Annotated in this window: 20 protein-coding genes; 19 read left to right on the top strand and 1 reads right to left on the bottom strand. The window is 48.6% G+C overall.

Annotated features, from left to right (window positions below):
- The first annotated feature begins 5 nt into the window (after positions 1 to 5).
- The 3 genes from PAV_RS00455 to PAV_RS00445 are packed head-to-tail and all read left to right on the top strand — an operon-like array spanning position 6 to position 1,829.
- Positions 6 to 482 carry a phage holin family protein gene (locus PAV_RS00455; RefSeq protein ID WP_005542658.1) on the top strand — a complete coding sequence of 159 codons (477 nt, stop codon included), beginning with the start codon at positions 6 to 8 and terminating at the stop codon, positions 480 to 482.
- Positions 466 to 1,161 (top strand): N-acetylmuramoyl-L-alanine amidase, encoded by a 696-nt coding sequence (locus tag PAV_RS00450; RefSeq protein WP_005542657.1) that lies wholly within the window; start codon positions 466 to 468, stop codon positions 1,159 to 1,161. Before PAV_RS00455 ends, PAV_RS00450 begins: the two co-directional genes overlap by 17 nt.
- Entirely contained in the window at positions 1,158 to 1,829 is a 672-nt protein-coding gene (locus PAV_RS00445; RefSeq protein ID WP_005542656.1) for a phosphodiester glycosidase family protein, read from the top strand. The genes PAV_RS00450 and PAV_RS00445 overlap by 4 nt, the downstream gene beginning before the upstream one ends.
- Positions 1,830 to 1,909: 80 nt before the next feature.
- Here PAV_RS00445 and PAV_RS00440 read toward each other — a convergent pair whose 3' ends face one another.
- Positions 1,910 to 2,125, bottom strand: a complete 216-nt coding sequence (locus PAV_RS00440; protein WP_005542655.1) for a hypothetical protein — start codon at positions 2,123 to 2,125, stop codon at positions 1,910 to 1,912.
- Between the two features lie 640 nt (positions 2,126 to 2,765).
- Here PAV_RS00440 and PAV_RS00435 point away from each other — a divergent pair.
- From PAV_RS00435 to PAV_RS00365, 16 genes are all read left to right on the top strand, one after another.
- A complete protein-coding gene (locus PAV_RS00435; RefSeq protein ID WP_005542654.1) occupies positions 2,766 to 2,984 on the top strand; it encodes a helix-turn-helix domain-containing protein in 219 nt (72 codons plus the stop codon).
- Positions 2,985 to 3,308: 324 nt separating this feature from the next.
- On the top strand, positions 3,309 to 3,593 hold the full coding sequence (locus PAV_RS00430; protein WP_005542653.1) for a hypothetical protein: 285 nt from the start codon (positions 3,309 to 3,311) through the stop codon (positions 3,591 to 3,593).
- Positions 3,535 to 3,753 carry a hypothetical protein gene (locus PAV_RS34350; RefSeq protein ID WP_157266525.1) on the top strand — a complete coding sequence of 73 codons (219 nt, stop codon included), beginning with the start codon at positions 3,535 to 3,537 and terminating at the stop codon, positions 3,751 to 3,753. Before PAV_RS00430 ends, PAV_RS34350 begins: the two co-directional genes overlap by 59 nt.
- A 4-nt stretch (positions 3,754 to 3,757) precedes the next feature.
- A complete protein-coding gene (locus PAV_RS00425) occupies positions 3,758 to 4,546 on the top strand; it encodes a hypothetical protein (protein WP_005542652.1) in 789 nt (262 codons plus the stop codon).
- Positions 4,547 to 4,636: 90 nt separating this feature from the next.
- A complete protein-coding gene (locus PAV_RS00420) occupies positions 4,637 to 4,999 on the top strand; it encodes a hypothetical protein (RefSeq protein ID WP_005542651.1) in 363 nt (120 codons plus the stop codon).
- Positions 4,996 to 5,793 (top strand): hypothetical protein, encoded by a 798-nt coding sequence (locus PAV_RS00415; RefSeq protein ID WP_005542642.1) that lies wholly within the window; start codon positions 4,996 to 4,998, stop codon positions 5,791 to 5,793. The genes PAV_RS00420 and PAV_RS00415 overlap by 4 nt, the downstream gene beginning before the upstream one ends.
- The gene (locus PAV_RS00410) at positions 5,789 to 6,445 is read left to right on the top strand and encodes a LysM peptidoglycan-binding domain-containing protein (RefSeq protein WP_326847689.1); all 657 of its coding nucleotides are present in this window, start codon (positions 5,789 to 5,791) and stop codon (positions 6,443 to 6,445) included. Before PAV_RS00415 ends, PAV_RS00410 begins: the two co-directional genes overlap by 5 nt.
- A 30-nt stretch (positions 6,446 to 6,475) precedes the next feature.
- Positions 6,476 to 6,796, top strand: a complete 321-nt coding sequence (locus PAV_RS00405; protein ID WP_005542640.1) for a phage baseplate plug family protein — start codon at positions 6,476 to 6,478, stop codon at positions 6,794 to 6,796.
- Complete coding sequence (locus PAV_RS00400) at positions 6,780 to 7,577, top strand: phage protein (RefSeq protein WP_005542639.1); 798 nt, start codon at positions 6,780 to 6,782, stop codon at positions 7,575 to 7,577. Before PAV_RS00405 ends, PAV_RS00400 begins: the two co-directional genes overlap by 17 nt.
- A 58-nt stretch (positions 7,578 to 7,635) precedes the next feature.
- On the top strand, positions 7,636 to 7,908 hold the full coding sequence (locus tag PAV_RS00395; protein WP_005542638.1) for a hypothetical protein: 273 nt from the start codon (positions 7,636 to 7,638) through the stop codon (positions 7,906 to 7,908).
- The gene (locus PAV_RS00390; protein ID WP_005542637.1) at positions 7,905 to 8,273 is read left to right on the top strand and encodes a contractile injection system sheath initiator; all 369 of its coding nucleotides are present in this window, start codon (positions 7,905 to 7,907) and stop codon (positions 8,271 to 8,273) included. The genes PAV_RS00395 and PAV_RS00390 overlap by 4 nt, the downstream gene beginning before the upstream one ends.
- Entirely contained in the window at positions 8,245 to 9,429 is a 1,185-nt protein-coding gene (locus PAV_RS00385) for a baseplate J/gp47 family protein (RefSeq protein WP_005542636.1), read from the top strand. The genes PAV_RS00390 and PAV_RS00385 overlap by 29 nt, the downstream gene beginning before the upstream one ends.
- Positions 9,422 to 10,060 carry a hypothetical protein gene (locus tag PAV_RS00380; protein WP_005542634.1) on the top strand — a complete coding sequence of 213 codons (639 nt, stop codon included), beginning with the start codon at positions 9,422 to 9,424 and terminating at the stop codon, positions 10,058 to 10,060. The genes PAV_RS00385 and PAV_RS00380 overlap by 8 nt, the downstream gene beginning before the upstream one ends.
- Before the next feature lie 200 nt (positions 10,061 to 10,260).
- Complete coding sequence (locus PAV_RS35715) at positions 10,261 to 11,340, top strand: pyocin knob domain-containing protein (RefSeq protein ID WP_005542631.1); 1,080 nt, start codon at positions 10,261 to 10,263, stop codon at positions 11,338 to 11,340.
- A 52-nt stretch (positions 11,341 to 11,392) separates the two neighbouring features.
- Complete coding sequence (locus tag PAV_RS00370; protein WP_005542628.1) at positions 11,393 to 11,812, top strand: phage holin family protein; 420 nt, start codon at positions 11,393 to 11,395, stop codon at positions 11,810 to 11,812.
- Complete coding sequence (locus PAV_RS00365; protein ID WP_005542627.1) at positions 11,796 to 12,533, top strand: N-acetylmuramoyl-L-alanine amidase; 738 nt, start codon at positions 11,796 to 11,798, stop codon at positions 12,531 to 12,533. Before PAV_RS00370 ends, PAV_RS00365 begins: the two co-directional genes overlap by 17 nt.
- Positions 12,534 to 12,723 lie beyond the last annotated feature (190 nt).

The raw sequence follows: 12,723 nt of genomic DNA, 5'->3' as shown, positions 1-12,723 counted from the left end.
TAAGTATGGATCGCTTTAAAGAGTTAGGACTTACAGTATGGACTGCCGCTGCAGGAGCTAATGCAAAAGAGGCTTCCTTGGGGGCAGGCGCTGCATTTATCGGAACACTCGGATCTTTGTTAGGTGGTTGGGATAAGCCTCTGATTTTTTTACTTGCACTTATGGCCGCTGATTACGTTACCGGTGTTCTTGGCGCTATTAAAACAAAAACATTGAACAGCGAGGTTATGTTCTGGGGTGGTATTCGAAAAATTACGATTCTGTTCGTGATTGGTCTGGCCGCTCTCATCGATTCTTGGATCCAACCTGGTTCACTCCTATTCCGAACCATCGCGATATTCTTTTATGCCGGACGTGAGGGGCTATCTGTCGTTGAAAACTTGGGAGTTTACGGCGTGGACTTACCACCGAAGTTAGTTGCATTTCTTGAACAATTGAACGAGAAGGGAAAGGAAGTAGATAATCATGACAATCGAAATTAAACAACGGCTTCTTCCGGACGGACGTCCGAACAAGCCAGACAAACCTATGGAAAATCCGCAATATATCACGATACACAACACCGATAACACGAAGCCGGATGCAACCGCTGAATCACATTCTCGTTATGTATTGAACGGAAGCGGCGGAAGACAAGCTTCATGGCACTACACAGTGGATGATAATGAGGTTTACCAGCATTTGCGCGACAACGAGCAGGGTTGGCATTGCACAGATGGCAATGGGCCTGGTAACTCGACGAGCATCGGCATTGAAATATGTATGTACGATGAAATGAACGAAGAGGTTGCTTGGAAGAACGCCGCTTGGCTTGTGGCGAAGCTATTGAAACGACATGGCCTGACGCTTCAACGGGTAGTGCCTCACGGCCACTGGACGAAAAAGAACTGTCCGAGCCGAATCCTTCCTCACTGGTCGAAGTTTTTGAACATGATTGATCGTGAAATGATCAGTCAGAACAATCCGCAACCTGCACCAAAGCCGGATACACAACCGGGCAATGTAACGATCGAATTAGAAGGAGAACAAGTGAAAGACGGCATCCTTATCAATGGCGTTACCTATGCTCCTGTTCGTTCCATTGCCGAAGCTTGCGGTCTCCATGTGGGATGGGATCAGGTACATAAGATAGTGTCCCTCACTAAGGGGGCGAGGGATTGAGCAAAGCAACATACTCAAAATGCACTGCGTCAAACGGCGTAGTGCTGCACACTCTCAAAACTTCGCCCAATGATATACAGTTACGGCCATGCCGGACAAATGTATATAGTCAGCCATTAGCCGCCGTAAATGGCGGTTTTTTCGATTTTGATAGTGGGGCAGTGCTTTCGATAACAGTCCAAAACGATGTTCCTGTTAAGGGTAGCCGAGGCGGTTACGGCAGCGGGTGGTTCAATGCAAAGTATGCCCGAGGTACATTGGTATGGGACGCTGCTGCACGCCGTTATAGCATCCAGGTGGTTCGTTCTGCTGCCGAGCTGCAGGTGTCTGACCGTAGCCAATATTGGGCGCAGGGCGGCATATCCATGTCGTTGCAGGACGATGCGCGTTGGCAGCAGATTGCCCGCCAGCAGAACATGCCGACTATGAGTGGGAAGGTGTTTCGGACGGCACTCGTATATGGATCCAGCTTGAGCCTTTGGATGGTCGTCACGAATTCACCCTGTACGGTAGAATCTTTTAGGACGGCCATCAAGCAGAAGATCGGCAGTGGCGCGCTCACAGATGGCATCTTCCTGGATGGAAGTGGGTCATCACAACTCCGCTACGACTCAGTTAGTCTCCGAGGTGATGGTCGAACGGTTCATTCCATTATCTCAATTATGTGATATACTGGAAATGTGTTGGGCTTGCCCACACAAAAACACGAGCTGTATGGGAGGGCATCCCTGCGGCTCGTGTTTGTATATCAATCCTCTATTCTTATCAAACGTCCTTGATCCGCCATATCCTTCAATTCACCAAGCGACCGACTCATTCGATTCGCTTGACGATTCAAGATCGTAAAATGATTAAGAATCTGCCTAGCTTCATCAAGCGGAATTTCTACAGTTTCAGACCCTTTGCTTTTGGAGACTTCAATTAATGCTTTTAATTTCTCGATAGATCCATCAGGATTAAACATTATGTTCCCCTCCTTTTTATAAATTAAGATTAGTATACAATGTTGTTCGTATATAAACCAATAGAGGGGCAAAAGCCCCTCATGTCACTTGCTGAGAAGTACCAGGAGAATGACCACACTAAGCAGTGTATCTACGAACTGATAAATAACTTTGATATCACTTACTTCCTTCTTGTCCACGGTAAAACCTCCTTCAGGATATTTACCTACGGTTACGTTGGGCCCTAATCAGCCCGGCGATACTAAGAACCAATGCCCCAATGATGAGTACCCAGACGATGAAATTCATAGCTTGTCCATCCTCCTGCACATATTGATCTGAGGTGAGGGTAGTGATAAGATTTGGAGAGAGGCCATCATGCCGACTGACCTCTCTGGTACTTACTTTGCGTGGGGCGCAACGATAAGTACCTTTTTACTTTTTACGGCTTGAACGAAAAATCAAGAAAGCGGTATAGCATTGAATGATCGCCGTAAGCAGTTGAACCAAATCCTTCACTCCCCTTCACCTCCCACGATAAACATAATTCGTTAAACGTTTATCGTTAATACCAGTATATAACGAATTTCGTTAATAGTCAATGGGTTTATCTTGATTCGTTAAACTTTATTTGTTAATGTTGTTATAGAGGTGGCGAACATGATAAGACTAATAATTGATAAAAAGTTAAAAGAATTAGGGTGGTCTAATTATAAACTTCATCAGCTTACAGGTATTAGACCCAATACAATAAACGATCTTGTGGATAATAAAGCGAAAGCTTGGTCACCCGAAAACCTTACAAAGATATACAAGGCATTAAATTTGGAATCTATAGATGATTTATTGGAATACGTTGAAGAAGAGCCAAAGGAATAGTTCCTTGGCTCTTTATTGTTTTGATCCGGAACATATGATCAATTGAAACATAGGTAAAAGCCCCGGCAATTACGCTAGGGCTTTTTTCTTTTCCCGCATTACCCACACTCTACCCACAAAAATGATGTCAAACATAGGATCACGTTGTCCAACTCTGACCAAACAGAAACCCAGTAAAGCCGCGTCTTTACAGCATTTTGGGTAACCTTGTCCATCGATGTACAATACCTGAGAATTTGAAATCCAAGTGCTCGACTATACGCATCGAACAGAATAGTGAATTTTAATTTTCAATAAAAAAGGATTCGGAAAGGGTGGCTACTTGTGAGCAAGCAAAAGACAGTAACGATCGAAACTGAGGAATATGTGCTGCAGCATCCGGGCGCGCGGGCGCTCATGCGATTGTATGATGCAGCATTGAAGGCAGACGGGGGGTGGAAGCTGGAAGCGTCGATGGACTTTTTCCTCCAACATGTCATCGTGTCTCCGCGCCTAAGCTGGGAAGGTCTTGAAGAGAAGACCGATCTGATGACGCCGCTCTGGCTCGAGTGTGCGCGCTTCTTGGGCATGGTCGATACACCCTTGGAATCCGAATCATCCGACGTATAAGCAATCCATCTCCCGCAATCCGCTCCGGCAATTGTTCTGGCGTGTCGTCCTGAACAGCCGGGGCGGCATTACGTATGCAGAAGCGAGCGGCATGAGCATTGAGGAATTGTGCGAAGCCGCCGCCGCTGTGGAATGGATGTACGGGAAAGGAGGGAGTTAACCCAATGGATGATCGGATCTCCAAAAATATTCACCGCGAACTGCGCACAATGAACGGGAAGCTCGATGAGATGGGCGTTGTCTCCCGCATATTGACGGACAGCATTAAGGAACAAACTGCGGAGATGAAGCGAAAAGCAAGACAGAAGACGCCGAAGATAGGGGGGCTCGCTGTAGCTTCGGCCTCTTCCTCTGCTTCCGCTTCTGCAGAAAGCAATTTTTCTGCCAAAATGAGCACGATGATCACTGCCTTGCAAAGACAAGTGATGTCTTTAAGTGTAACGAATTCACCTACCGTTTCGGTAACGACGAATGTGGATGCATCACTTTCCGGCGAGGTTAAGATTGAGAACACGAATGAGCTTGCTGTGTCCATCGCTCAGCAGTTGTCCTCTTCGCTGTCGCAGCAGCTGTCGGCAACCCTTGCTTCCGTGCAGTCCCAAAGCATATCTGCCTTGGTGCAGGTCAGCACCACGGTAAATGGCAAGTCGGGGAAGAAAGAAGAGAACAAATCGAAGTCCTTGCTGGATTGGGTGCAGTCTGGTTTCAATTTTGTGTACCAATTGAATGATGAGGTCACGAAGATTAGGGATGCGAAAGAGAATACGAAGCTTGTAAAAGAATTCCTCCAGAAAGAAAAAATGAGAAGAGTGGAGATTCTTCGAAGTGCTGCTGTACTGGAGATTCTGGCGGTACCGGCAGTGGGGAAGGAAGCGACGTTTCAGCTGCGGACGAAACTTCCGAGAAGAAGAAGGATAAACGGAAAAAGAAAAGAGGAACAAACAGAAGATTAAGTCAAGCGAAGTATGGCAAAAGACGTGCGAATAAAACGATAAGCAGATCAAAAAGTAAGAACTTTGAAAGACCGACATATAAGAAGAAAAATGATTTCAGAGAACTGGGGAGGGCATCTCAAGGCCAGAATAGAGCCGTTGGAAATTCCCCGCATAAGAATCTTGGACAAGCCGCGAATGCAGGAAATGGAGGAAAAGGATCTCCCGCTGCGGGATCATCTGCAGGACAGAAGCTGTCAGCGTCCCCGGCACTTAACCCTCAACAGGATCTTGGCAAGGCTGTCTCAGGAACAGGTACGCAAGGGCAAGGTACTCCACAGAACAATCCGCAAACAAGCGGCAGTAAATCCGGATCAGCACCTGGGAAGAACGCTGGCGGCGGATTGTTGGGTAAAGCAAAAAAGTATCGTAAATGGGGGATACTTGGGGCGGCAGTCGGGAGTGTATCGATGAGATTGTTCGGAGGGGGAGAGAAAGCGGAGGAAGAGGGGAACTCAGATTCCACTACTGTCCAGACATCGGCTGTTATTCAATCAACGGCTGAAACCGTTCAAACCGTTCAATCTATATCCGAAGCAGCTAAGGCAGCCTCCTCTGCTTCCAACGCGAGTAAGGTAGCCTCTGCAACGAAAAAGGTTGGCTGGCTAGGAAAGTTGTTAAAAGGCGCTCGTACAGTAAGCAAGGCAACAAGATTTTTGAGATGGAATCCTGTTGGATTTCTGGGCGGACTAGCAGTAGATGCTGGCCTATGGGCAGCAGAGAAGTTTTTACTCCCCAAGGACGAAGAGAACCAAGACAACGAGAACATTGAGGATGACAAGAAGAAAACTTCTGCCATGGTGAGATCCAACATATTTGCAAAGAACCGTGTGCTAGCTGCTTCTACATCTTCAACTTCACATCCGTTTTCTGGATCACGTGGAAGTTTCGGGCCGGCACCAGATTCAGACCCATCCGGAACAATGACATTGACTTCCTCTGCATCAAATGACCAAACGCTAAATATGCCTGGGACTAGCCCAGCAGCAAGCGGCAGTATGGAAGTCAGCGCGAACAGCAATGTCACGATGAACTTGAATGTGAACGGCTACATTGATAACCGCATGATAGAAGAGATTAAACGGATCGCGCGCGAGCAATACGATGCTTCTTTCCGAGCGTTCCAGCGGAGCATTGAAGACAAGCTGCCGAAACCGAAGCCATTCCCGAGGCCGCAGGTGGCGGAAGGAGGAATGATGTCCTATTAATACGCGAAAAAGCAAATTAGGCGGAGTAGAACTGTTCGTCATCTCGGAGGAACCGGAATATTCGGTGCAGGTGAGCAGTCACAATGTGGAGAAGGGCGGCACCATTACGGATCACATCCAGAGGGATACAGCAAGTCTGCATCTGGAAGGGTTGCTGATCGGGCCGCAGGCAGCCAATTTCAAGCAGCGTTTGGTGAAGGCAATGAATGAGGGCAAGCTGCTGCAATATACAGGCCGCAATATGATGCTGAACTGTGTTATCACCAGCTTGCGCACCTCCCATGACAGCTCGATTGCCAATGGCATGTCCTTCACGATGTCATTGAAGCAGGTCAACATCGTCAAACCAGCGTATAGTAAGCTGCCACCAAAGAAAAAGGCGGCCGTGAAGCCGAAGAGTCGTTCCGGCAAGCGGAATACATCCTATCGTCCGAAGCCGGAATCGCATACAGTACGCAACGGGCAATCCGTAAAAGATATTGCAACTTATTATAGTGTTAGTGAAACGATCATTCGGGCAGTCAACCAGCTTGTCATTCCAGGGGTGCCATTGATGCCAGGAATGTCTATTATGCTTAGTGCTGCCCAGAAGACGAAGAAAAAGACCTTTGCATCAGGCGGTGGCGGCAGGCAATATATACAGGATCGGTAAGGCTAGGAAGCTTCAGAAAGGAGGAGAAGGATGGCGATCATCGGGATCGACAAAGATCTTGTTCCTTACTCATTTGATATGGATTTGGGCGATCGAACCTATACGTTCGAAGTGCGCTACAACTCCACCCATGATTATTTTACGGTGGATTTATCGGAAGGGGATACTCCGTTGGCGCTTGGCGTAAAGCTGGTCTGGGGAGTGCCGCTGTTCGTCAGTATGGAGACGCGGGAGTTCCCGCTCGAGCTCATCGTCCCTTATGGGGATAATCCGGAAGAACAGATTACGTGGGATACGCTTGGAAGGTCTGTTCATCTGCACTTGGGGGATGACGATGGAATACTTATTTAATCGCGGGTGTGAAATTTTAATTGGCGGCTATCGATTCAACTACGGTGATCTGACGATGAACGTTCACGTGGATTTTGATGATAACCATGAACCAAATGAATCCACCGTGGAGCTGTATAACTTGTCCAAGCATACGCTGGCGAACATTCGCACGGGGATGCGAGTCATTGTAAATGCGGGGTACGGCAAGGATCTAGGCACTGTGCTTCAGGGCAACATTGTTGAGGTGCGAACGAAACGGGAGCAGATGGATCGGGTGACGACGATTCAAGTGAAGGATGATTTGACGGTGTCCGTATACGAGATGGCACATACGTATCGGCCGGGCACGAAGGCTAGTGAGATCATTCATGATTTGCTAAGTCGGGTGCAAATTCCGCATGGAGCTGTGCAGCTCGGTTCTAATCATTCTTATATGAAGGGATTCGTTGTGAAAGGCGATCCAGTTGCGTCGATACGCCGGGCAGCTCGTGACTGCAACACAGAGGTATTTACACGGCAAGGCAAGCTGTATTTCAAACCGCTTGCAGGTGCCGGATTAGAGGTAACTGGTATTGTTCTCTTATCCGCAGACAGCGGGTTAATTGACAGCCCGCAATCATATGAAGAGGACAAGGTTAAAGGTGTTCGCGTGACGTCACTCTTGAATTATCGGTTGTATGCAGATGCGCAGCTTCGATTAGTTAGTGAGGATTTTGACGGCGTGTATCGAGTGAAGCGGGGCAAGCATATCATTTCGATGGATCAATTCGTGACGGAAGTGGATTTAGTCAAAATTTAGTTTCGAGGTTCCAGTTGATATAGGACTAGCGAATAAAAAGCGACGAGGAGGTGACGCTATGGGCGCGAATCGAGCAGTTAGTGCGTTGGAAGCCTGGATGGATCATAAAATGTCGGGAACGGCAGGGGCACAGCTAGGCACGATTGTAAGCATGGGAACGGGGACGGCTGATGTGGAGCTGGAAGGCGAGACCGGCCTTATTCGTTATCAATTGCCGATTTTAGAGCAGGCAGCAGACATCGTAATCGAAAGCGGAAGCCGCGTACTGGTTGTATTTACAGAGGCTAATAAGGGGGGCGGCGTCATTGTCGGAAAGGTGGCTGGAGGATGAGGACTTGGGCGCTTCATGATGGAGATCTTCAACTATCAGATGGACAAATTGCTTGGATCGATGGGCGTGAGGAACTGGCGCAAGCGGTTCGCATCCGATTAGGTACTCGCTTGGGCGAGTATTTTTTTGCGCCGGATATGGGGCTGGATCAGGAGCGAATGGTAGGCAAGCAGGCAGATGAGGATACCATTCGCGAGGCAATTATGCGCAGCCTTATGGATGAACCCCGCATTCAATCGGTTGAGGATGTTGAAGTGACGTTAGATAAGCATTCGCGTACGGCTCAAGTACGCCTAGTCATGACAAGCTCTGAAGGAGAGGAGGTTGAGCTTATCTATGCTGACGGCAGCGGGATTGAAGCGTAAAACCTATCACGAAATTTATGAGGAAATGGTGGAGGATCTGGGCAAGCAGCTCGGACAGGACATCAATACATCGGAAACATCGCCGCTTGGCATGATGATGCAGCTCTTTGCATGGCATTTGTCTGTGCTGTGGGAGGATGTCGAGCAGGTATACCACGAGTCGTACATTCAATATGCAACAGGAGTTCAGTTGGATGCCCTGGCCGTATTTTATGGGCTGCGCCGCAAGCTGGAACAGGCGGCCTACGGGGAAATCAAGCTGACAGGCATTCCGAAGTATACCGTTCCAGCAGGACTACAGGTTGGTACCAAATCAGGCGTGTGGTTCATGACGGCGGATGATTGCGTACTGGACGATTCAGGCAATGGAGAAGTTGCTGTTGTAGCAATTGTGCCGGGCATTATCGGCAATGTGCCTGCTGGCTCCATTACGGAAATGCTCACTTCCGTGAAGGAGATTACGAGTATTACAAATCCGGCCAGTATGGCAGAGGGACGTGAGCGGGAAAATGACGTCGAATTCCGCGACCGATTGCGCGCCGCGCGTGATGGCAGCCATGCTGCAACCGTGGACGCAATTGTATCCGCTCTGCTGCAAATTCCAGACGTGAAATCAGCGGCTGTACGCGTGAATGATACGATGCAGACGAACGACGAAGGCATTCCAGCGAAGTCGATTCGTACGTATGTGTATGGGGGTCAGGATGAGCGGATCGCGCAGACGATTTTTGAGAAAAAAGCAGCGGGTATTGGAACAGACGGAACGAAAACCGTAAAGGTGCGCGATGTCAGCGGTGGTGAGCACGATGTGCGCTTCAGCCGCATGAAGCTGCTCGATGCTCATATTGAGGCCGAAGTAAAGGCAACATCGAGTTTTTCTTCTCGTGGGAAGGAGGACATCGTCACGGCGATTGCACAGTATATTGGCGGCGTTGGCGCGGATCAGCAGGATTATACGGGGCTTCCGCAAGGCTCACGCATCGTGTACAGTCGTTTGCTGGCAGCCATTCAGAATGTGGCTGGCGTCGAGGAAGTTATTGAGCTGAAGGTGAAGCTCGGCGATGGCGAATTCGTCAGCGGAAACGTGAGCATTCCACTGTATGAAGTGGCAAGAGTGGCGCCTGAACGGATAAAGGTGGCGGTGAGCTATGTTTAAGCTGCCAGAGGTAATGGAGCTGCTGCCGGATGTCATTGCGAAGGAAGGCAGCCGCTTCGCTCAGCTTGTAAATGTATGGCTGAAGCAAATGAATGAGCTAAGCAGTACGATCCAGCGAATATCGGAATGGAGAAGCATCGAACAGGCAGAAGGTGCCGCGCTGGATGAAATCGGCGGCAATTTGGGACAAGCGCGCGGTCAAGCGACCGACGAGGTGTATCGTTTGCTCCTGCGCTCTAAGCTCGCTCGCATGAATTCAAGCGGCAGCTTGGATTCTGTCATCGAGGTGCTCGCCCTAGCTCTTCAAGCAGCACCGGACGAGTTCCGCATCGCGGAGCAGTACGATGACCCGATTCAACCGGAGCCCGCAGCGATTCAGGTTACGGAAGTGCCTTATGAGAAGTTGAATGGGGTCGGACTAAGTCCATCGCAATTCGTTTCACTCGTTGAGAGTCTCGTCGCGGCTGGTGTCCGCGTGACGCAGGTCGGCCTGACCGGTTCGTTCGAGCTGGCCTCTGCCTACGATGCGCTTGAACAATCCGAGTACGGCCTTGCTGATGAGACAATGACCGTAGGTGGCACGCTGGGTGATTTTTATGTGCCGGGGAATGACTATACGTTGCCCGTGTAGAGTGATAGTTCAATAGAGTAGTTGAAATTTTTTCGCTAACAACATATCAATATTTATTCAAAGTCATCCATATTAAAATAAATGACTTTGTTATTGAAAAATTCTATTTACTAAGGAAACTATCTCAACAACTAGGATTAGCATGTTCATGCTCTTAATTTACTAGGAACCATTACGAATGAAAAATGAGGTGACGATTCATGGCGTTTGAAAAAGAGCTTCCACAATGGAAGGAAAAAGGGGTCAAGCCCCCGCAAAGCAAGCTGGACGAAGGCTGGAAAGTACAGGACAAGCCTCCCGCAGCGTGGCTGAACTGGCAAATGAATAAGACGTACGAAGCTTTAAAAGAAGTGCAGGAGAAGGCAGCGGAGAAGACTGAGGTAGCTTCAGCAATCGAGGATACGAAGAAGTACACGGATCAAAAAGTAGGGGAATTAGGTACACATGCGGGTGATGCTACAAAGCATATCACTGCAGCCGAACGTAATGCATGGAATGCAAAAGAGACGCCAGAAGGTGCTCAAGCTAAGGCTAATCAGGCTGAGTCGAATGCAAAAGTATATACAGACAGCAAACCTTGGCAAAAACATCAAGTTACCGAAGGGGTTAATGCTAAGGTTGTAGCAGACTTAAATACAGACTTACTTACTGGGTGGTATATGGGTGCCGACATGGTTGGTGCGCCAACTAATGAATGGCACTATGTTGAACATATTCGCCACAATGAACTTTGGTGCGTGCAAAATGCATATTGTTTTAATAGAAATAGTTATTATACGAGAGCTAAGAGAAACGGCTCATGGGGAGCTTGGTCACAAGATCTTTTTCAATCTGGCGTTGACGCGAAAAATCGCATAGCGGGTGCAATCAACGCCAAGGGAGTACCAGCATCCGCATCGGATGATTTTGCTACGCTAGCTGCAAAAATCGGACATATAAAAACAGAGTTGAAGCATGAAGGTAGAAATAGTGAAACATGGGATAAAATAGATGTTGAAAATTTGGCTTTTGAACCATCTATAGTTATTGCCAAGGCGACTTTTTATCTACGTGATCCAGGGTTCTGGATTAAAAGTTACGTTGAACTTGTTTTCATAAAGGGACAAAACAATAGTGCTGGTACAACTACAGATTGCTATGTCAACTCTGAAAAGTACGCAAATTTTAGCGCAGACATTGAGTGGGCGCCAAATGGATTTATGATTACTGGAAGAAGAGGATATGGACATTTTGATCAACAGGTTTTAAATTTCCAAAGTTGGGAGGCTTTTGGATATTGATTAGGTCCTCGCGTTATCGCGAGGGCTCTTTTAATTTCAAAGGGGGATTTACATGGAAAGATGGGACGTACTGCTAAAATCAAGTATTGCGGCCAGCGGAGGTGTCACTGCGCTGCTATTTGGCGGCTGGCCGATGCTGCTGCAAGTGCTGCTTATCATGACCGTAGCGGACTACATCACCGGCATTATGGCAGCCGGAACTGAAGGCAAACTGCGCAGCAGCGTGGGGCTTATCGGCATTGCGCGCAAGGTGTTCATTTTTGTCATCGTATCGATCGCGCATCAGGTGGATGTTGTGCTTGGAGGGCAGCATCTATTAAGGGATGCGACGGTCTTTTTTTATATGGCGAACGAATTGCTGTCGATCATTGAAAATGGCGGGCGCCTAGGCGTGCCGCTGCCGCCGGTTATTAAGCAGGCGGTGGAAGTGCTGAAGGGAAAAGGGGGAATTCATGATGAGCATCGACATTAAGCAGCGCTTACTTCCAGATGGAAGAGGGAATAAGCCGAACCTTGCCATGAAGCCGATGTATCTTACCGTGCACAATACGGACAATACGGATGCCGGAGCAACAGCAGAAGCGCATTCGAGATATTTGCTGAATGGCAGCGGAGGTGCGAAGAAGAGCTGGCATTACACGGTGGACGATAAGGGTGTTTATCAACATTTGCGAGATAATGAGCAGGGATGGCATGCAGGGGATGGGACAGGCCCTGGGAATGCCTTGTCCATTGGAGTAGAGGTGTGCATGTACGCAGGAATCGACGAGCAGGTTGCATGGCGCAATGCAGCTGAACTGCTGGCCACGCTGTCAATCCGGCACAGCATTGCGCCTGAGCGCATCGTGCCGCATCGCCATTGGAGCGGGAAGGCTTGTCCATCCCGACTGCTGCCGCATTGGCAGCAATTTATAGAGATGGTGGCGCAGGCAAAAGAAGCAATGTCAGGTGCCCCCAGTGAAACGAAGCCGCCAACGAATTCGGCTTCAGATCCGAATTCTGAACAGCAACTGCGTGCTGAGCGGGTAAAGGTCATTTGGGAAGGCGCAATGGGAGAGAACTCGCAAGGCTTCTTGATTGACAACAAGGTCTATGTCCCGGTACGCGAGGTTGCGAAACACAGCGGACTGCGCGTGCAATGGGAAGCGGCGAAGAGGCAGGTTGTCGTTCACGCAAACGCAAGCAGCAAATAGAATGAGGCGACTGGCATGAGCTTAGCCTCTAATGTCGGACCAGCCCAGATTAGAGAAGATCCTGCCTCGTGATCCTGTTTTGTATCCGGTCCATCCACCATATTTTCGGTTAAAGCTATTGCTATAAAAGCCTGTCCATGCTCTAGCCTGCCAGAAAAGAATACTTTTCCATCTGACTGCACATTCTAAC

Origin of the sequence: Paenibacillus alvei DSM 29 (assembly GCF_000293805.1) — a bacterium.
Taxonomy (GTDB): domain Bacteria; phylum Bacillota; class Bacilli; order Paenibacillales; family Paenibacillaceae; genus Paenibacillus_B; species Paenibacillus_B alvei.
The sequence above is the reverse complement of the archived record's forward strand: the minus strand, read 5'-3'. Positions and strand labels throughout refer to the sequence as shown.